Annotated in this window: 14 protein-coding genes; 5 read left to right on the top strand and 9 right to left on the bottom strand. The window is 63.3% G+C overall.

The features are described from left to right. Positions 1-15 precede the first annotated feature (15 nt). Complete coding sequence (locus ACD578_RS22925) at positions 16-819, top strand: NAD-dependent epimerase/dehydratase family protein (RefSeq protein ID WP_404288798.1); 804 nt, start codon at positions 16-18, stop codon at positions 817-819. A gap of 93 nt (positions 820-912) precedes the next feature. On the opposite strand, the gene ACD578_RS22930 is transcribed toward ACD578_RS22925, so the two are convergent. Further along, positions 913-2,013 (bottom strand): Gfo/Idh/MocA family protein, encoded by a 1,101-nt coding sequence (locus ACD578_RS22930; RefSeq protein WP_404288800.1) that lies wholly within the window; start codon positions 2,011-2,013, stop codon positions 913-915. A gap of 310 nt (positions 2,014-2,323) precedes the next feature. On the opposite strand from ACD578_RS22930, the gene ACD578_RS22935 reads away from it, so the two are divergent. Continuing rightward, a complete protein-coding gene (locus ACD578_RS22935; protein WP_404288802.1) occupies positions 2,324-3,379 on the top strand; it encodes an ABC transporter ATP-binding protein in 1,056 nt (351 codons plus the stop codon). A 360-nt stretch (positions 3,380-3,739) separates the two neighbouring features. After that, complete coding sequence (locus ACD578_RS22940) at positions 3,740-4,840, top strand: NAD(P)/FAD-dependent oxidoreductase (protein WP_404294002.1); 1,101 nt, start codon at positions 3,740-3,742, stop codon at positions 4,838-4,840. On the opposite strand, the gene ACD578_RS22945 is transcribed toward ACD578_RS22940, so the two are convergent. After that, entirely contained in the window at positions 4,837-6,243 is a 1,407-nt protein-coding gene (locus ACD578_RS22945; protein ID WP_404288804.1) for a sodium:proton antiporter, read from the bottom strand. The two genes, ACD578_RS22940 and ACD578_RS22945, sit on opposite strands and share 4 nt — an antisense overlap. A 279-nt stretch (positions 6,244-6,522) precedes the next feature. On the opposite strand from ACD578_RS22945, the gene ACD578_RS22950 reads away from it, so the two are divergent. Continuing rightward, positions 6,523-7,311: a class II glutamine amidotransferase gene (locus ACD578_RS22950; RefSeq protein WP_404288806.1), complete on the top strand. Its 789-nt coding sequence runs from the start codon at positions 6,523-6,525 to the stop codon at positions 7,309-7,311. Positions 7,312-7,328: 17 nt separating this feature from the next. Here the strand turns inward: ACD578_RS22950 and ACD578_RS22955 are convergent, their stop codons facing one another. The 6 genes from ACD578_RS22955 to ACD578_RS22980 all read right to left on the bottom strand — a co-directional run bounded on the left by ACD578_RS22955 (position 7,329) and on the right by ACD578_RS22980 (position 17,046). Continuing rightward, positions 7,329-7,613, bottom strand: a complete 285-nt coding sequence (locus ACD578_RS22955; protein WP_404288808.1) for a hypothetical protein — start codon at positions 7,611-7,613, stop codon at positions 7,329-7,331. Positions 7,614-7,772: 159 nt separating this feature from the next. After that, positions 7,773-8,483, bottom strand: coding sequence for a glutathione S-transferase (locus tag ACD578_RS22960; RefSeq protein ID WP_404288810.1), 711 nt, complete (start codon positions 8,481-8,483; stop codon positions 7,773-7,775). A gap of 197 nt (positions 8,484-8,680) precedes the next feature. Next, positions 8,681-11,467, bottom strand: a complete 2,787-nt coding sequence (locus ACD578_RS22965) for a calcium-binding protein (protein ID WP_404288812.1) — start codon at positions 11,465-11,467, stop codon at positions 8,681-8,683. Positions 11,468-13,045: 1,578 nt separating this feature from the next. After that, positions 13,046-13,342: an antibiotic biosynthesis monooxygenase family protein gene (locus tag ACD578_RS22970; RefSeq protein ID WP_404294004.1), complete on the bottom strand. Its 297-nt coding sequence runs from the start codon at positions 13,340-13,342 to the stop codon at positions 13,046-13,048. A gap of 8 nt (positions 13,343-13,350) precedes the next feature. Beyond that, entirely contained in the window at positions 13,351-16,410 is a 3,060-nt protein-coding gene (gene polA / locus ACD578_RS22975; protein WP_404288814.1) for a DNA polymerase I, read from the bottom strand. A 57-nt stretch (positions 16,411-16,467) separates the two neighbouring features. Beyond that, positions 16,468-17,046, bottom strand: coding sequence for a hydrolase (locus ACD578_RS22980; protein WP_404288816.1), 579 nt, complete (start codon positions 17,044-17,046; stop codon positions 16,468-16,470). A gap of 93 nt (positions 17,047-17,139) precedes the next feature. On the opposite strand from ACD578_RS22980, the gene ACD578_RS22985 reads away from it, so the two are divergent. Beyond that, positions 17,140-17,757 carry a TetR/AcrR family transcriptional regulator gene (locus ACD578_RS22985; protein WP_404288818.1) on the top strand — a complete coding sequence of 206 codons (618 nt, stop codon included), beginning with the start codon at positions 17,140-17,142 and terminating at the stop codon, positions 17,755-17,757. A 13-nt stretch (positions 17,758-17,770) separates the two neighbouring features. On the opposite strand, the gene ACD578_RS22990 is transcribed toward ACD578_RS22985, so the two are convergent. Then, positions 17,771-18,988 carry an ROK family protein gene (locus tag ACD578_RS22990; RefSeq protein ID WP_404288820.1) on the bottom strand — a complete coding sequence of 406 codons (1,218 nt, stop codon included), beginning with the start codon at positions 18,986-18,988 and terminating at the stop codon, positions 17,771-17,773. Positions 18,989-19,101: the final 113 nt, after the last annotated feature.

Consider the following 19,101-nt stretch of genomic DNA (forward strand, 5'->3'; position numbering starts at 1 on the left):
CATCGCGAACCAGCCATGACCCTGAAACGAATTCTGCTCACCGGAGCCGCAGGCCATCTCGGAGGCGTTCTGCGCCGCTCCTTCGCCGGACAGTTCCAGCTGCTGCGGCTCTCCGATGTCGTCTCTTTGGGGACAGCGGGGGAGAGCGAGGAGATCCTCACCTGCGATCTTGCCGATGCTGCTGCCGCTCGGGCCCTGTGCGAGGGGGTGGATGCCATCATCCACCTCGGCGGCATCGCTTATGAAACCGGCTGGCCCGAATTGCTCCAGTCCAACATCGTCGGCACCATCAATCTGTATGAGGGTGCACGGCATGCTGGGGTCGATCGGGTGATCTTCGCGAGCAGCAACCATGCCACCGGCATGCATCCGAACGACAGGACGCTGTCGGGCGAAAGCCCGCCCCGGCCCGATTCGCGATACGGGCTGACGAAAGCCTTCGGGGAGGACGTGGCGGCGCTGTATGCCTATAAGCACGGCATCCGCAGCTTCTGCCTGAGGATCGGTTCATGCTTGCCCAAGCCCGACAACAGGCGCGCCTTGTCCACTTGGCTGTCCCACGCCGATTTCGTGCGTCTGGTCCAGGTGGGCCTGACCGCCGACTACATCCACGAAATCGTCTATGGCGTCTCCGACAACACCCGCTCCTGGTGGGACAACTCCGCAGCCTACCGTCTCGGCTACGAGCCGCAGGACAATGCGGAAATTTACGCGGCCGAAGTCGGGAATATCGAGCTCAACACCGAACTCGCCCGTCATTACCAGGGCGGAAACTTCGTGCCGAATGAGTTCTCCGGCCGGAAGGAATGGCTGGGCTGAGGTTGCCGCCGGCGCCGTCGATCCGCTCGACCGGCGGAACAAAAAAGACCCGGGGCGATGCGCATCGCCCCGGGTCTTTTCATGCGCTGAGGACTAGGCCCGAGCGGTGTAGCGCAGGATGTCGGCGCCTTTATTCGCGAGGCTCCAGTTCGTGTAACGCGGATGATCGGGGCCGACCTGAACGGGCTGCGGACGCTCGGTTTCGATGGATTGGTAGAAGGCCGTCAGCAGCTCCAGCGAGCGGCGCGCATCGGCCAAGGTGATGGGAAGTTCTCCGCCGGAAACGAGCGCTTCGTGATAGGGAGCAAACAATCCCTCGAAGCGCGTCGGGACGAAATTCCAGCCCTCGAACGCCTGATCGATTTGAGCCTGCACCTCCGGGGAAGCGGGGATGATCTTCCAGGGATCGTCGCCGGGTGCGTAGGGCTTCTGACTGCTCTCGAAGGTCACGTTCTCGAAGCAGAAGCGCAGGCGGCTGATCTCGTCCTGCGAACCCAGGGTCGCTGCCGTGGAGGCCAAAGCCCCGTTCTGCATCTCCAGGCTGCCGGCGACGCAATCCTCCACCTCGATGTTGTTCACGCGGGTGGCAGCGCGCGCAAACACGGACTTCACCGGACCCATGATGAAGGTGAGAAGGTCGTGGAGGTGGATCGCATGGGTGACGAGAACACCACCGAGCTCGGTTTCCCAGCGCCCGCGCCAGGGATTGTCGTAATACTTCGCGGTCCGCTTCCAGAACACCTCGACGGAGGCGAGATAGGGCTTCCCGGCAAGGCCCTGGTCGATGATGTGCTTGGCCTTCATGATGCCGTTGCCATAGCGGTACTGGAAGATCGGCAGAACCCGGCCGCGGGACTGCTTCTCGGCCTGGATCACCTTGTCCACATCCGCCACGGAGCCCACGAGCGGCTTCTCGCAGACCACGTTCTTGCCGGCCGCGAGAGCCGCCAGGATCTGTTCGAGATGGACCGCCGGAGGCGTGCAGACATCGACGATGTCCACATCGTCCATCCGCAGGATTTCGGCATAATCCTTGGTTCGGCGCTCGATGCCGAACTCATCGCCGATGCTCGCCAGGCGCTCGTCGTTGAGGTCGCAGATGGCGATCACGCGGAACTTGTCCGGATGGGCCGCATAGGAAACGATGTGGGTGCGGCCGATTCCGCAGCCGACGACCGCAACATTCTTGATCATGAGCGCCTTTCTCCCTTCACTCCGAGCCGCGCAGGCTGTTCAGAGCATGACGATGCAAAACCCGGTTCCTGTGTGTGGCGGCAGACGGATCTGCAAACGGACGACAGCGACTCATTGTGGCTGAGCTTCAGGAACCGCAATGTTCGCGATGCAACGGCACTCCGGCTTGCATGTCAAGATTTGTCGTGCAACATGATATGTGCTTAACTTGATCAAGTCGAAGAAACACCTACCATAGCGTAGCCGTATCAAGGTTCTGGCAGGGCACCCTTAGAGTGCCGCGAACGCACAAAGTTTTGGAGGAAGCCCCGTGGCCTCAGTCGAGATCCGTAACATCCGCAAGAATTTCGGAACGGTTCCGGTCATTCATGGCGTATCGATAGACATCCAGGACGGGGAATTCGTCATCCTCGTCGGGCCGTCGGGATGCGGCAAATCCACCCTCCTGCGCATGATCGCAGGGCTGGAGAACATCTCCGGCGGCGAGCTCCGGATCGGGCCGCGGGTGGTCAATGACGTCCCGCCCAAGGAGCGCGACATCGCCATGGTGTTCCAGAACTATGCGCTCTACCCGCATATGACGGTCGCCGACAACATGGCCTTCTCGCTCAAGCTGAAGCGGGCCCCCAAGTCGGAAATCAAGGCACGGGTCGACCGTGCCGCCGAGATCCTCGGCCTGGGCAAGCTCCTCGACCGTTACCCGCGCCAGCTCTCCGGCGGCCAGCGCCAGCGTGTCGCCATGGGCCGCGCCATCGTGCGCGATCCGCAGGTGTTCCTTTTCGACGAGCCGCTCTCGAACCTCGACGCCAAGCTGCGCGTCGCCATGCGCACGGAGATCAAGGCCCTGCACCAGCGGCTGAAGACCACCACGATTTACGTCACGCACGACCAGATCGAGGCCATGACCATGGCCGACAAGATCGTGGTGATGCATGACGGCGTGGTCGAGCAGGTCGGCGCGCCGCTCGACCTCTATGACCGTCCGGCCAATCTCTTCGTCGCCGGCTTCATCGGCTCGCCGGCCATGAACTTCCTCAAAGGTCACCTTCAGGGCGGCCGGTTCGTCGCCGAGAGCGGCATCTCCCTGCCGGTGGCCCACGCGCCCGCCGCCTCGGATGGTCAGCCGATCATCTACGGAATCCGCCCCGAGCACTTCATCCTCGACGAGTCCAATGGCTTGCCGGCGGAAGTGGCCGTCGTCGAGCCCACGGGATCGGAGACGCAGGTCTTTGCCAAGTTCGGCGGCACCGATGTCGTCGGCGTGTTCCGCGAGCGCGTCAATGCGCAGCCGGGCCAGCAGATCCGCGTCACGCCCGATCCGAAGCTGGTGCATCTGTTCGACGAGCAGTCCGGCAAGCGCCTCTGATCCATCGCACGAGAAGGGCGGCCCGCATGTGCGAGGCCGCCTTTCTCGTTCCCTCGCCGTCATGGCCGGCCTTGTGCCGGCCATCCCGATCCAGAAAAGCGCTGCGCCTCACACAATCGGGATCACCGGCACAAGGCCGGTGACGACCGGGGAAGGGTGTCAGTCCTTGAAAAGCCGGGCTTTCAGGCCGCCGCGCGGCCATTGTGCGGCCTGCAGTACCACGGGTCATCCAGACACCGACATGTCCGACATTCCGACCGACAAAGAGGTTATCCCTGGAGTGAAAGATCGGCCCAGGCTGGTGAGAAATATCCGCTTTATGCCCATAGACCGCAGGTCCTGTGAGAATGGGAGGCAATCATAGACGTCTTGGTCATTGGGGCAGGGGTCGTCGGGCTCGCCATTGCGCGCGCGCTCGGCCTTCGCGGTCATAGCGTGATCGTGGCCGAGGCCACGGGCGGCATCGGCAACGGGGTCTCCTCGCGCAACAGCGAAGTCATCCATGCCGGCATGTATTATCCCTCCGGCTCCTTGCGGGCGCGCCACTGCGTCAATGGGCGGCGGATGCTCTACGCGTTTTGCGAGAGCCACGGTGTGCCTCATGCCAGATGCGGCAAGCTCATCGTCGCCACCAATGATCTCGAGCAGGCCAAGATCGAGGGCATTTACGAACAGGGGCTCGCGAACGGTGTCGAGGGTCTCTCCTTCCTGGCGGGCGAAGAGGCGCGGCGGCTCGAACCGAACCTTGCCTGCACCGGCGCCGTGCTCTCGCAGGAAACGGGAATCGTCGACAGCCATGCCCTCATGCTGGCGCTCCAGGGCGATCTGGAAAATGCAGGCGGCGTCATCGCCTTTCATGCGCCGGTGGAGCGGGTTGCCCAGAATGAAACCGGATGGGACGTGCATGTCGGCGGATCGGAGCCGGCAGACCTCACCGTCGATGCCGTGGTCAACGCGGCAGGGCTCGGTGCCCAGGCGCTCGCCCGCGTGACGGAAGGCTATCCGGCTGGTCGCGTACCGCCCCTGGTGCTCGCCAAGGGCAATTATTTCGGTTGTCTCGGCAAGCCCGCCTTCTCGCGCCTGATCTATCCGGCGCCCGTCGATGGCGGATTGGGCACCCATGTGACGCTGGATCTCTCCGGCCGCATGCGCTTCGGGCCCGATGTGGAATGGATCGAGCGTGAGGAATACGAGGTCGATCCGCTCCGGGCCGAGAGCTTTTATGCTTCCATCCGCCGCTACTGGCCCGGTCTCCCCGATGGAGCGCTCGTCCCCGATTATTCCGGCATTCGTCCCAAGCTCACGGGCGCCGGCGAAAAGGCCGCCGACTTCATGATCGACGGCCCGGCGGAGCATGGATTGCCGGGGCTCGTGCATCTCTTCGGCATCGAGAGCCCGGGGCTGACCTCGTGCCTCTCGATCGCCGAGGATGTGGCCGAGAGGCTGAACGACCCGGCCTAACTCCTGAAGAACAGCAGCGTCAGCAGCAGGAAGGTCGGGATCAGGATCGCACCCGACCAGAGCAGATAGCCGAAGAAGCTCGGCATCTTCACGCCGCCTTCGCGCGCAATCGCATAGACCATGAAGTTGGGCGCGTTGCCGATGTAGGAGTTCGCCCCCATGAACACGGCCCCGGCCGAGACCGCGGTGAGCGTCATTGCCCCGGTCGTCATGAGCTGCTGCGGATCGCCCCCGGCGAGCTCGAAGAACACGAGATAGGTGGGCGCATTGTCGAGGAACGAGGAGAGGCCGCCCGAGAGCCAGAAATAGGCGGCATTGTTGGCGCTACCGTCCGGGTTGGTCACGAGCGCCACGAGAGGCGCGAAGGCCCCGTTCGCGCCGGCTTTCAGAATGGCCAGGACCGGAATGATCGCGATGAAGATTCCGGCGAAGAGCTTTGCCACTTCCTTGATCGGCCCCCAGGAAAAGCCGTTCTCGATGCGGTTGGCCTTCGGAGTCGTCTTCAGGGAAATGATGGTGACCACGATCATGATGAGATCGCGCAGAGCATTGGCGAGTTCGACCTCGGCGCCGAGCACCGTTACGCGGCCGAGATCGGTCGTGGCGCTCATGAGAATGGCCGAGATGATGATGAAGATCAGGAGGAAGTTGATGCCGCCCGTGACGCGGACCGGATTGTCCGGCGTCGGATCGGGGCGGACGTGGCCTTCCTTCTTGTAGACGACGAGATCGATCACGAAGAAGAGGGCGAGCAGGAGCCCGCTCGCGACAAGCGTTTCCGCAAAAAGATGCGTGGTGGTCCAGAAGAAGTCGACGCCGCGCAGGAAGCCTAGGAAGAGCGGCGGATCGCCGAGCGGCGTGAGCGAGCCGCCGATATTCGACACCAGGAAGATGAAGAACACGATTACATGGACGTTATGCCGCCGGTCGTCATTGGCTCGCATGATCGGCCGGATCATCACCATGGAGGCGCCCGTCGTGCCGATGAAGCTCGCGAGCACCGTGCCGAGGCCGAGCAGCATCGTGTTCGTGCCCGGCGCGCCATGGATGTTGCCGCGCACGAGAATGCCGCCCGCCACCGTGAACAGCGCGAGCAGCAGCAGGATGAACGGGATGTATTCGAGCAGCGCCGTGTGGGCGAGCGCATGGATAGCCGTCGTCGGACCGAAGGCAAGCGCCATCGGGATCAGCACCAAGAGGCCCCATGCTGCCGCGATCTTGCCCTGGTGATGCTCCCAGACGTGAGGTGCCAGCAGAGGGAACAGGGCGATGGACAGGAGAATGCCCGCGAAAGGCAGGGCCCAGGCGAAGCCGAGGCCCGCCCCATCGAACTCCGCCGCGAAGGCCGCCTGCGGCAGGAGGGTCAGCGCGGCAGCCAGCGCCAGGCGCGAGAGACGATGCATGTTGTCTGGTCCCCATGCCGGTCCGGCCGGCTCGTTCTTGGATGGTTCGGACGCTTTTATGGGAACAGGCGTGGGGTCGCAACGGCCCGCGCATCGTGCGGCCCTACGAGGCCGCCCAGAACGATGCGCTCATCAAAGAAGCGGAGCATCGGATGGATCCCAAAAGTGCAAGTCCACTTTTGGGTCCGATGCTTCGGCGTTAACCGGCTATTCACCATAAGTCAAAGATACTACAACATCGTTACAGAGCTTTGCTGGGTCAGGGGTAGCCTTAATCCGATGTGCCGCTTTCTCGCCTACAAGGGGGAGCCGATCTTCCTCGACGAACTCGTCTGCGCCCCGGCCCATTCGCTGGTCCACCAATCGCTGCACGCGGTCGAGGCCAAGACCGAGACGAACGGGGACGGCTTCGGGATCGGATGGTACGGGGAGCGCAGCGAACCAGGGATCTACCGGGAGGTGCGCCCGGCCTGGTCCGACGAGAATCTGAGGAGCCTATGCGAGCAGGTGCGGTCCCGGCTCTTCTTCGCCCATGTGCGTGCCTCCACCGGAACCTCGACCACCCGGGCCAACTGCCACCCGTTTGCCCATGGCCGCCATCTCTTCATGCATAACGGCCAGATCGGCGGCTACGGGCGCATCAAGCGCCGGCTGGAGGCCCTGATCCCGGACGATCTCTACGACCGCCGCCTCGGCACCACGGATTCGGAGGCGATCTTCCTCCTCGCCTTGGCCAACGGATTGTCCGACGAGCCCGTCACCGCCATGGCCAGGACCCTCAAGCAGGTTCGCGGCCTCATGGACCAGGCCGGCATCGAGGATGCCCTGCGCTTCACCGCCGCCTTCACCGACGGCGAGAACCTGTGGGCCTATCGCTGGGCCTGCGATGCCAAGCCGCCGACCCTCTATTTCCGTGAGGACGGCGGCAGCCTGCTCGTGGTCTCCGAGCCCATCGACGACAAGACCAGGGGCTGGCGCGAAGTGCCGAAGGGCTGCAGCCTCGTGGCCAAGGCCGGCAGCGTCACGGTCGAGTGCCTGAACGAAGCCATGGGACGTCTCGCGGCTTGAACGCCGCGCCGGTTCCTTTACGAATTCAGGCTGTCGGCCGGCCGCGCGATCAGGGACATCAAGGCGCCTTTGAGGGCTTCCATCTGAAGTTCGGTCTCGGTCCGGACGGATCCGGCATCCGGGCTGCCAAGGGCTCTCAACCGGGCATTCTCGGTGACGAGCCGGTCGTTCTCGGCCATGAGGATCGCGATCTTCTCTTCGGCGATCCGAAGGCGGGCCTGAGCTTCGTTCCGCTCCTGCTCGCGCAATTGCGCCCGGTCGCGCCAGAGACGGATCGCAACGCCCTCGGTGTCCTCATTCATGCTCTGCTCCTGATTGTCCCATAAGATTGAGGGGCAGCGTGGAAGAATTGAGGCATGGTGCCATTCGAGCGCATCGAATGAGCGCCGCCTGTCTCAGGTCATGGTGCCATCTGTCTCAGGTCATGGTGCCATCCAGTCCTGCCGATCCTTAAAAAGCCCTTAACGATCCAACTCGGGGTAGCGGCGGAAAATGCCCTCCTCGTTGAAGGGGATGCGCCGGGGACTGTCGCAATAGGCCGCGATGCGCGGTCGTCTCGCGACGGCGGTGTGCAGGGAGGCGACGCGCGGAGCGTCCTTCAAGGCGCGCTTCGTGGCCTTGGGAAAGGCATAGGTCAGTCCCTGGACGATTTGGAACAGGGAGAGATCGACATAGGTGAGCGTGCGGCCGACGAGATGCGCATCGCCGGCGGGATTGCGGGCGAGGATCGTCTCGAACCAGTTCAGGAACTTCGGGATCCGGTCGTCGCGAAACTCCTCCGCCCGCCGGAGCGCCTCCGCCTTCTGGTCCTCGTAATAGAGGCCGACCCCCACCGGGTGGTGCGTGTCGTGAGCTTCAGTGACGAAGTCCGCGATGGTGAGTTGGATCTGATGCGTCCACAATCCGCCCGCCGGATCCTTGGGCGCAAGGCCGTGCCGCGCCCCGAGATAGAGCAGGATCGCCGCACTCTGACCGATGATCGTCTCGCCATCCTTGAGGAATGGCGGTGCGAAGGGCGGATGCTTCACGTGGTCCATCATCCGCATCATCACGGCGAGCCCCTCCGATTCCCGCGCCACGTCGATATAGTCGGCTCCGGCTTCCTCGAGCGCCAGGCGCACGAATTCGCCGCGCCCCTGGATGGTCGGCCAGTAGTAGAGTTCATACGGCATGCTGCTCGTCCCGTGATGGTCTGACGCAAAGGATCATAGAGCCGGAAGGGTTCCGCTCAATGAATCACGTCGGGCATGCCAGGATCGGCCGCTCGAGGGGCACAGCATCCATCGGCGGAGAGGCAAAAAGAGGGCGCCCTGCGAAACAGGGCGCCCTTGCAGGTTGGGTTAGGCCTACGAGACAGGCCGGGCCCAGGTCAGATCACGAAGAACTCATGATAGTCGATCTTGAGCTTGTTCGTGATCGTGGCGAACAGCACGGCCTTCTTGGCGCCGTTGCCGTCGGGATCGTAGTACAATGCGCCCCCCTTATTCTTGTTGTAGATGATCCGATCGTCGGCATCATGTGCTTTCGTGCCGGCATAGAAATACTTGCTGGCCATCTGCTTCGGCTTCGCGAGCGAACCCTTAGGTCCGACCTTGAAGTACCTGTCTTCGAGGAAGATTGAGTCCTGCTTGTTGTAATTTTCGATCCGGTCGGCATTGCCCTTCGTGTTCCAATTCGTATCGAAGACGAAGATGTCCGGATCGTTTCCGCCCTTGAGCAAATCGACTCCAAGCCCGCCATGCAGCCGGTCCTTGCCTGCGCCGCCGTCCAGAAAGTCATTGCCGGCGCCGCCTTTGAGGGTGTCATTGCCGCCGTTGCCCCACAGGGTGTCGTTGCCGGCGGCGCCGTCGAAGACGTTGATGCCGTCACTGCCGTTGATGATGTTGTTGTCGGCAGTCCCCGTGAACGTGAAGGCAGCGGTACCAATGCCTGTGATGTTCTCGATGCCTACAAGCCTGTTGAGGTCGTAGGGTACGGTCACGGTCACGGAGTCGATGCCACCACCCGTGTCGCTCACCACATCGCCAGCATCGTCGATGACATAGGAGTCGTTGCCGGCGCCGCCGTCCATCGCGTCGGCACCTGCGCCGCCGTCGATCGCGTCATCACCAGCGCCGCCATTGAGGGTGTCGTTGTCGCCGCCGCCGCGGAGGACATCGTTGCCGTCTGCGCCGGAGATCAAATCCGCTCCGGCCCCTCCATCGAGGACGTCATTGCCCGCGCCGCCGTCGAGGGTGTCGTTGCCAGCGCCGCCATTCAAAACGTCGTTGCCGTCGCCACCACCCAAGGCATCGTTGCCGTCGCCGCCTTGCAGGTTATCGTCGCCGCTGCCGCCGGCCAAGTTGTCGTTGCCGACACCGCCGTCAAGGATGTCGCTGTCGGTGCCGCCATCCAGGATGTCGTCGCCGTCGCCGCCATTGAGAGCATCGTTGCCGGCACCGCCAATCAGGACGTCGCCTCCGCCGGCACCGTTCAGGGTGTCGTGACCGCCATTGCCGGTCAGCCGGTTCCCGGCCCCGTTGCCGACGATGAGGTTGTTGCTTTCATTACCGGTAAGATCAATCGGGTTCTCGCCGGACGCGAACAGGTTCTCGATACCGGCCGAGAGGGTGTAGGTGACGGTGGAATAGACCTGGTCGTATCCGCCGCCGGACTCGTCGATCACGGTGCTGGTGGCGGACACGGAATATGTGTCGTTGCCAGCGCCGCCGATCAGGGTGTCCGTCCCGGCTCCCGCGACATCGGTGAGGGTATCGTCACCTGCGCCACCTTCGAGTTTGTTGGCCACGGCGCTTCCGGTCAGGGTGTCGTTGAAGCGCGAGCCGATGATGTTCTCGAAGTTCTTATAGGTATCATTCTTGGCGTCGCCCGCTGACCCGCCTTGGGCGGCAAGACTGACTGCGACGCCGCTGTTCCTGGCGCCTTGGAACGTCAGCGTGTCGATGCCGTTGCCGCCATCGAAGTTGTCGAGTTCGTGAATCGATGGTGCGTAGATATCGTTGTGCGAGGTCCCGATCAGGGTCACAGGGTTCGCACGCGCATCGACGATTGAGGTCGAGATGACGCTGGGGCTGATTGAGGGATTATGAAACGATACTGCCAAGCGGCCATCGGCCATCTCGGAGATCGACGGCGTCCTCTGCTCGCCGCCATTGTTATGCACCTTGATGGGGTTACCCAAGGTACCATCCTTGTCGACAACTCTGACCCAGACATCCGCAGTGTCGACGTTGGGCGTCAATTGAAGATAAGCGATCGCGACCCCACCATCGCGGAGAGCCGTCACGCTCGCCTTGCTATCGCCCGTGCTCGGTTTTTGTCCGGATGAGACCGTGACCGGACCCCAATCAGCGGTGATATTGCCGTTGCTATTGAGGTGGAACTTCCTCACCTCGATCTTACCGGTGGAAGTATTGTCGCTATTCGTGACAATGACGAACTCACCCGTAGGCGCGCCGTTGGGAGCCTTCAACGCAATGACGTCCGCTTCGATCGCCGATTGTGCAAGAAAACTAGCGGTCGAGATCGTCGTGCCGCTGACACTCCTGATGAAGACCTTATTGTTCTGATTGATGTAAGTGACGATGTGGTTCGCGCCGCCGATCCAAGCGACATCGGGAAGGGAAGGTGAAGATTCATTCACGGGATCAGAAATGCTAAGAGGGGTGCCAGCAGCACCGGCCCCGCTATACTGGACCGCCCTCACGAAATTATTATTGCCGATCTTCTCGATATAGGTGGTCATCCAGCCCTGGTCGTTGGCACTCATCTGTGCGCTGTCAGGGACATTGTTCGTCGTGCTGAGCGTGACCACCGAGTTGGTGGTGCTTCCATCGAAGGAATATTTTAGGCTCTTCACGTCGCGGGCGGACGCGTTCGTTCCGAAGTTCTCGGTCCAGGTGATGGCGAAATCGCCATCAAGGCCGATGGGCTGCACATCCGCGAATTGTTGAATGCCCACCTTTGGGACGAATTGGTTGACGCCGACTTTGTCTCCCTTCCCGTCATAGAGTTGGAAGGCAATCCGCTCGTTGTCGCGCCAAGTGACGATGTACCCGCCGTTGGGGAGCATGGTCAGTGCATCGAGTTCGACGCCGCCATTGGCAGTGCTGACGTCGCTTTGGATTTTCCAGATCACGGGATCAACGAGTGTCATCTTGTGCTCTCCTGAAAGCGGAAGGGAATGTGTCGGGCGCGGCTGAACCGTCGAGGGATGCCCTCAGACTCAGGCGCGGAAAAAGGTTCGGCGGCCGTGGTCGCCGGTATTGGCTTGGGCGGTGAAAGCTTCACTCTGTATTGCGCCGGCTGTTGCCGTCATGAGTGCGGCGCCCGAAGCATTCGAGGCTGCGACAACATCGATGCAACTTGGTTTCAAGGCTATATGGGCGAGTGCCGGGGCTCACAACTCTCCGTTCAGAGAGGTATGGCCGTAAGGGAAGCTATCCTTGCGGCATGGCGGGGAGCCCGGTTTCGGATAAGTCTTTGCCATGGCATACGAAAGTCCCGTTGCTGCGACAATGTTGCAATACAGAGGAGATCGAAGCTGGGCTGTGTGCGGGAACACATGATGGAGCGGAATGGGCGCTTTTCCGATCCGCGGGGCGATCCGACGGGCGCAAGCGCGCATGGAAGTCATGATTCGGCCGCGGCGAAGCGGAATGGGCTGAGAGGCGTATCACGAGCACGACCGCATCCCGGGAGGCTGGTCCATCGTTCCAGGTCGAAGCGGCGTCCCGCTGTCATTCCCGGGGGGCGTCAGCGAGGGAAGGGGATCCACAGTCCGGCGTGGAGTTGATGGATTCCCTTCCCCTCCGCTGCGCTTCGGCCGGGAATGACACCGGCTGATTCCCGTGCATCCTCTCTCCCGTCAGGCCGGCCTTGTGCCGGCCATCCCGCGTTCAGACCCATGGCCCTCATCCTGAGGAGCAGCCGTGAGGCTGCGTCTCGAAGGAGGGTCCGGAAGAGCACTGAACTCTTCCTTCGAGACGCCGCTTGCCGCGGCTCCTCAGGATGAGGGCGAGCGAGACGATCGGGATCACGGCCGTACTAGACACGCTCTCCCGTCATGGCCGGGCCTGTCCCGGCCATCCCGATCCGGTGAGGCGCGGCGCTTCAGACCATCGGGATAACCGGCACAAGCCCGGCGATGACGGGGGAGGGCGGCAGGGGCGTTCCCGGAGGCGATCCGGAGGTCAGCGCCGGCTTTCAACGCTTTCCAAGATCCACATTCCTTATCCTGGTGCGGTCGTGCAGCGGCCGTCTCGATGGACGCAGGAGTGTCCAGAGAACACTGGAACCTCCTTCGGTACACGGCCTCTCGGCTGTTCCCTCAATGAGGTCGGAGCGAGAGGCGTGGCCCAGAAGCTCCTGGATGCCGCGCAGGTCGCCGCCCTTGTGCCGGCCATCCCGATCGGAGAAGCGCTGTACTTCAGACAATCGGGATTCCCGGCACGAGGTCGGGGATAACGAGATGTGGGTTGCGTCCAGGCTGGCGATGACGAGACAGGGATGATGGCTTTTCCGGACGTGTGCAGGATGACGGGCAGAGTGCCAGGGCTAGTCTTGAATTCGCCCATGCTCCCGGCCGGACACACGGCTCTCATCCCGACAGGCGGCCTTTTCGCGGGAGCGGTCTCGCCTCTCCTCCGCATTACGGCGGATGTTCTGCGCATCGCTGGGCCCGACCCGAAGAGCTGCTTTCATATGCGTCTCGTTTCTGAGCTGCGTCACCTTCTCAGGCTGCAGCACGGAATGTGCCGACCTTCACTTCGCGGGCCGTGAGGCTTTCGCATTGACGATCCAAACTTTCGTAAGCGGCACCGGATGTGCTCTTGAAAGCAGCAAAGTCCTCCGGCGTGCTCCACCGGTCGACGGTGAGATAGCGGCCGATCGTCTGCTCGTCCCTGAGAAGCTCGGTGCCGAGATAGCCCGGTGCTGTTCGGAACAGGACGGCCCAGGCCCCTTCCGGACCATAGACCTCTTCGAAAGCCAGCCTGTGTTCGCTTGGGACGCTGAACTCCCAGACGATCACATGCAAGGCTAGTGCGCCTCGTCCCAATTCTGCGCCGCACGGGCTTCCACGGCCAGCGGAACCTTCAGGGTCACGGCGGGGAAGGGGGCTTCCGTCATCACGCGGGAGATGACGGGGAGCGTTGCCTCGACCTCGTCGTCGGGCGCTTCGAACACCAGCTCGTCGTGCACCTGCAGCAGCATGCGGGCGGAGAGGCGCTCGGCCTTCAACGCGTCCTCCATGCGGACCATGGCGCGGCGGATGATGTCGGCGGCGGTGCCCTGAATGGGCGCGTTGATCGCCTGGCGCTCCACGCCGGCGCGCTCGGACGGGTTGCTCGACTTGATCTGCGGGTAATGGCAGACGCGGCCGAAGAGCGTGGTCACGTAGCCCTTGTCCTTACAGAACCGCTTCGTCTCGTCGATATAGGTGCGGATGCCGGGGAAGCGCTCGAAATACTGCTTGATGAAGGTGGAGGCCTCCTGGTTCGGAATGCCGAGGCGCGTGGCGAGGCCGAAGGCGGAGATGCCGTAGATGATGCCGAAATTGATGGTCTTGGCCTGGCGGCGCAGATCGCCGGTCATCTGATCGAGCGGCACGCCGAACATGGCGGACGCGGTCGCCGCGTGAATGTCGATTCCCTCCGCGAACGCGTCCTGCAATTGCGGAATGTCGGCGATGTGCGCGAGCAGCCGCAGCTCGATCTGGCTGTAATCGGCCGAGATGATCTTGTGGCCTTCCGGCGCCACGAAGGCCTTGCGGATCTTGCGGCCGACTTCCGTGCGGATCGGGATGTTCTGCAGGTTCGGATCGGAGGACGAGAGGCGCCCCGTCGTCGTGGCGGCGAGCGAGAACGAGGTGTGCACCCGCTTGGTTTCGGGATGCATGTGCTCCTGCAGCGTATCCGTGTAGGTGGATTTCAGCTTGGAGAGCTGGCGCCATTCGAGGATCTTCGCGGGCAGCTCGTGGCCGGCCTGCGCCAGCTCGTCGAGGAGCGTCGCGGGCGTGGCCCACTGACCCGACGGCGTCTTCTTCGCGCCGGGCAGGCCCATCTTGCCGAAGAGAATGTCGCCGATCTGCTTCGGCGAGCCGAGGGCGAACTTCTCGCCCGCCATTTCGTGAATCTCGTCCTCGAGCCGCGCCAGCGTCTGGGCGAAGTCGCCCGAGAGGCGGCTCAGGATCTGCCGGTCGACCATGATGCCGCGCATCTCCATGCGGGCGAGCGTATCGACCATGGGGCGTTCCAGCGTCTCGTACACGGTGGCGCGCCGCTCGGCGACGAGCCGCGGCTTCAGGATCTGCCAGAGGCGCAAGGTGACGTCAGCATCCTCCGCCGCATAGGCCGTGGCCTTGGAAATCTCGACCTTGTCGAAGGTCACCTTGTTCCGGCCCGTGCCGGCCACATCGGAGAAGCTGATGGGCGAGTGGCCGAGATGGCGGCGCGAGAGTTCGTCCATGCCATGCGAGCCCTTGCCGGCATCGAGCACGTAGGAAATCAGCATCGTGTCGTCGAAGGGATGCACGTCGATGCCGTGGCGCTTCAGGACGACCCAGTCGTATTTCAGGTTCTGGCCGATCTTGAGGACGGACGAATCCTCCAGGAGCGGGCGGATGGCGTCGAGCGCGTCGGTGATCGGGATCTGCCCCTTCACGAGACCGCCGCCGAAGAGATCCGATTCGTCGCGGTGCTGCAGCGGGACGTAGCACGCCTTGCCCGCCTCCAGGGCCAACGAGAAGCCGACGAGGTCGGCGCGGTTGGCATCGAGATCGCTCGTTTCCGTATCGACGGCAACGAAGCCCCGCTCGCGGGCCCGAGCGACCCATTCCTTCAGTCGCTCCAGGCTCGTGACGGTCTCGTAGGCCGTGACGTCGAACGGCGCGGACGATGCTTCCGTCGCGCGCTTTCCGGCCAACTGAGACGGCGTGCCGAGGCCCTCGACGGGTTTGCGAAGGGTCGCGGTCTCCGGCAGGTCCAGACCGGCGAAGGGATCGACCTCGCCCGCTGCGGTGTCGACCTTGCCGAAGAACGGCACGGCATCGTCGGTGGGAGCCGTCACGCCGGTGCCGGTTCCGTTGCGCTCCCAGCGGATCGCCTCGCCGCCGGGCATCAGGCGCTGGTCCGGCTCGATGGCCGCGGGGTCGGCCTCGTAGAGTTCCGCCACCCGCCGCGTGAGAGTGCTGAACTCCATGGCCTTCAGGAAGCCGATCAGCGTCTTCGGATCGGGCTGCGGCAGACGCAGGTCGTCGAGGGGCACCGGAACCGGGGCCTCGCAGTCGAGCGTCACGAGCTTCTTGGAGAGGCGCGCCGATTCCGCATTGTTGATCAGGGTCTCGCGGCGCTTGGGCTGCTTGATCTCGGGGGCCCGCTCCAGCAGGGTTTCGAGGTCGCCGTATTCCTTGATCAGCTGCGCGGCGGTCTTGAGGCCGATTCCTGGCACGCCCGGAACGTTGTCCGAGGTGTCGCCCATGAGGGCCAGCACGTCGCCGATCTTTTCCGGCGGGATGCCCTCCCACTTCTCGGTGACGGCGGCCTCGTCCAGGTTGCGCTCGGGCCGGTAGCCCGGCTTGCCCTTGGAGCCCGATTCGAAATCGTAGAAGCACACCGTCGGTCCGACGAGCTGCATCAGGTCCTTGTCGGAGGAGATGATGAGCACATCCGCCCCGCGGGCCTTCGCCTGCTGGGTATAGGTCGCGATCAGATCGTCCGCCTCGTAGCGCTGCAGCTCCACGGGCTCGAGCCCGAAGGCTCGGATCGCCTCGCGCATGATCGGCATCTGAACCTTCAGGTCCTCCGGCGCATCCGGCCGGTGGCCCTTGTAATCCTCGTAGAGCTCCTTGCGGAAGGAGCCCTCGGACTTGTCGAGCACGATGGCGAGATGCGTCGGCTTCAGGCCCGCCGCCCCGTCGCGCATGAACTGCAGGAGCTTGGATACGAAGAGCCGCACGGCCCCGGTCGGCATCCCGTCCGATGAGCGGGCATTGTATTTCTGGTCCTGGTTCATGGACTGGAAATAGGCCCGGAAGATGAAGGAGGAGCCGTCGACGAGGAAGACGTGGTCGCCGGCTTGGACGGGACGGGAGGAGGCCATGGGTTTCTTTTGGTGAGAAATCGACCTGTTACAGATAGTGTTTTTAGGGACTGATGGCTACGCCTCCAGGCTCTCAATGATCTCGGTTGTGGATCGTATCTGCGAGACCCTGGGCAGGCTCTTCGTGACGGCGAATTCGTGCATCTCGGCACTCAGGCTGCTCGAGGCATCCTCGGCGACAATGGTCCGATAATTGTGCTGCCAGGCATCACGCGCAGTTGATTCGACCCCAAAATTCGTCATCAATCCGCCGATCACCACATTGGAAATGCCGCGCCGCCGTAATTGCAGGTCGAGTTCCGTTCCATGAAAAGCGCTCCACTGCCTCTTGGTGATCAATACATCGGCATGGAGGGCCGCAATCTCGGCCGGGAATTCGGCCCAATCGGCTGGCAGGCCGCCGGGCGGGATGATCATGGGTACATCGGTCGGAGCGGCAGGCTTGTCGAGGTAACCTTCCGAGAAACTGACCCGAACCAGGATCACCGTCGCTCCCTTCTGCGTAAAACGGCTGCCGAGACGGGCACTGTTCGCGACGACGGTCGCCGGGGCGTGCGGTCCGACAGGCATGCCCAGGGTGCCCTTTTGCACGTCGATCAGAACAAGAGCGGTGGTGTGGGGATCGAGCTTCAGCATGGCGGGACTTTCCGGTATCTAAACGGAGGTGGAGCGGCGGCGATGAGCGGTTATGATTTATGAGGGCATCCTCATATTTGGAGTTATATGAGGATGCCCTCACAAAATGCAAGCGACAATGCGAAAGCCGCCATCCGCGCACCTCAGCGGCAGCGCGGACGCGAGCGGGTGGCCGCTCTTCTAAAAGCGGGGGAGGTGGTCTTCGCTGAAAAAGGCTTCGATGCCGCGACGATGACGGAAATCGCCGCGCAGGCCAAAGCCTCGATCGGATCTCTCTATCAGTTCTTCCCGACCAAGGAGCTGCTGGCCGATGCGTTGCAGGCAGTGAACGGCGAGGCCCTGTCGCGGATGCTGGAGGCGCTCGGCCAGAAGTCGGAACGTCTGACGCCGACGGAGCTGCTGGACTGCTTGTTCCAGGACCTGTCCGCTTTCCTCATCGCGCATCCGTCATTCGTCACTCTGGCCGATCGTCCTGCGGCGGATAAAGCGCAGAAGACCGAACGGCGGAACCGCATGCGCAGCCAGATTGCGACGCTCCTGTCCCGGACGAACCCACCATTGCCTCGCGAGCGAGCCGACGTCATGGCCGTCATAATCCTGCATCTCATGAGGGTTTCCGTTGCGGTGAGCGGGGAAACGGATCTGCCGATTCGCGATGCCGTTCTTCGCGACCTGCGCGCGATGCTCGTCAGACAGATCAACGAGCCTTGATGGCGATCAAGGCTCAGGCTGCCTTGAGGCGCGCGAGATCGAGGTCGAGTTCGCGCAGGGCCTGCATGACGACGCCTTCGGTCAGCAGGTCCATGGAGGATTCCACCACATGGATGGCGGCGAGCGCCCGCAGTTCGGGAATGGTCTGCGATTCGAGCGCCGCCTCGAAGGAGGGACGCAGCAGGTCCATGGCCCGGGTGCCAGGGCCGCAGATGACGATGTGGTCGGGCTCCAGCGTCTGGATCAGGATGCCGACCGCATCGCCCAGAACCTCGCCGGCCGCCTGGAAGAGATTGAGGAGCGCGGGGTCGCCTGCCCGGGCCTGCTCGACGATGGCCCCCATGGCGTCCTCGCTCGGCAGCAGCAGGGTCGGGGCCGGGCGGTGGTCGATGAGCTGCGCGTCCCGGTGCAGGGCGTAATCGGCGAGATAGGCCTCGATGCAGCCGCGCCCGCCGCAGCGGCATTGCGGGCCGCTCCGGCGCAGGCGCACATGGCCGAACTCGCTGCCGCCGAAACGGGCGCCGCGGTAGAGCTCGCCCTGGATGAGAAAGCCGAGACCGACGCCGTCGCCGACCATCAGGCAGGCGGTGCGCCCGGATCGCAGATCCGCATTTCGCTGCGTGATCGCAAAGGCCATGGCGCTGGCGTCGTTCTCGATGAGAACAGGCCTGCCGAGCCGTTCGCCGAGGCCAGCGGCCAGCGGCAGATCGCGGGTGCCGAGCACCGGGCTCCAGGCCACGATGCCGTCCCTCGTGTCCACATAGCCCTGGCAGGCCAGGCCCACGGCCTTCACGGTGTGGGCGCCGGTCTCCTGGGCAAAGGCCGTGATCGTGCCCGCCAGCACGTCCATCAGCTCCTCGGCGCCGAGATTGCGCAGGGGACGCTCGATATGGCGGCTGGCACGGTTGCGCCCGGCGCTGTCCACGAGGCGCAGCTCGATGCGATTGAAGCCGGTCCAGACGCCGATCACCGAGCCGAGACTTTCCGCAAAGTAGAGGCGCGTCTTGGGCCGTCCGCGGATCAGGCCGGAGGCCGGGTCGGCAGCCTCCTCGGCGACCAGAATTCCCTCGTCGAGGAGGCTCGCCGTTAGGTCGGAGACGCTCGCCGGGCTCATGCCGAGATGCTGGCCGATCTCCACCCGCGCCATAGGACCCTCCCGGCGCAGGGCATCGAGCAGGCGCCGCCGGGCCGTTTCACGAGGGGAGAGGGGAAGCATGGTCATCGCGGTCATTTGTTCGATCTATGAATAAAACAATTCCAGCATAGATGGGTATCAGACGAAAATATAAGCCAGAAGGTGCTTGAAGGTCGGAATAGCTGAGATAATTATTTCCGCGCTCGAAA

The sequence above is a fragment of the Microvirga sp. RSM25 genome, assembly GCF_044784385.1.
GTDB lineage: Bacteria > Pseudomonadota > Alphaproteobacteria > Rhizobiales > Beijerinckiaceae > Microvirga > Microvirga tunisiensis.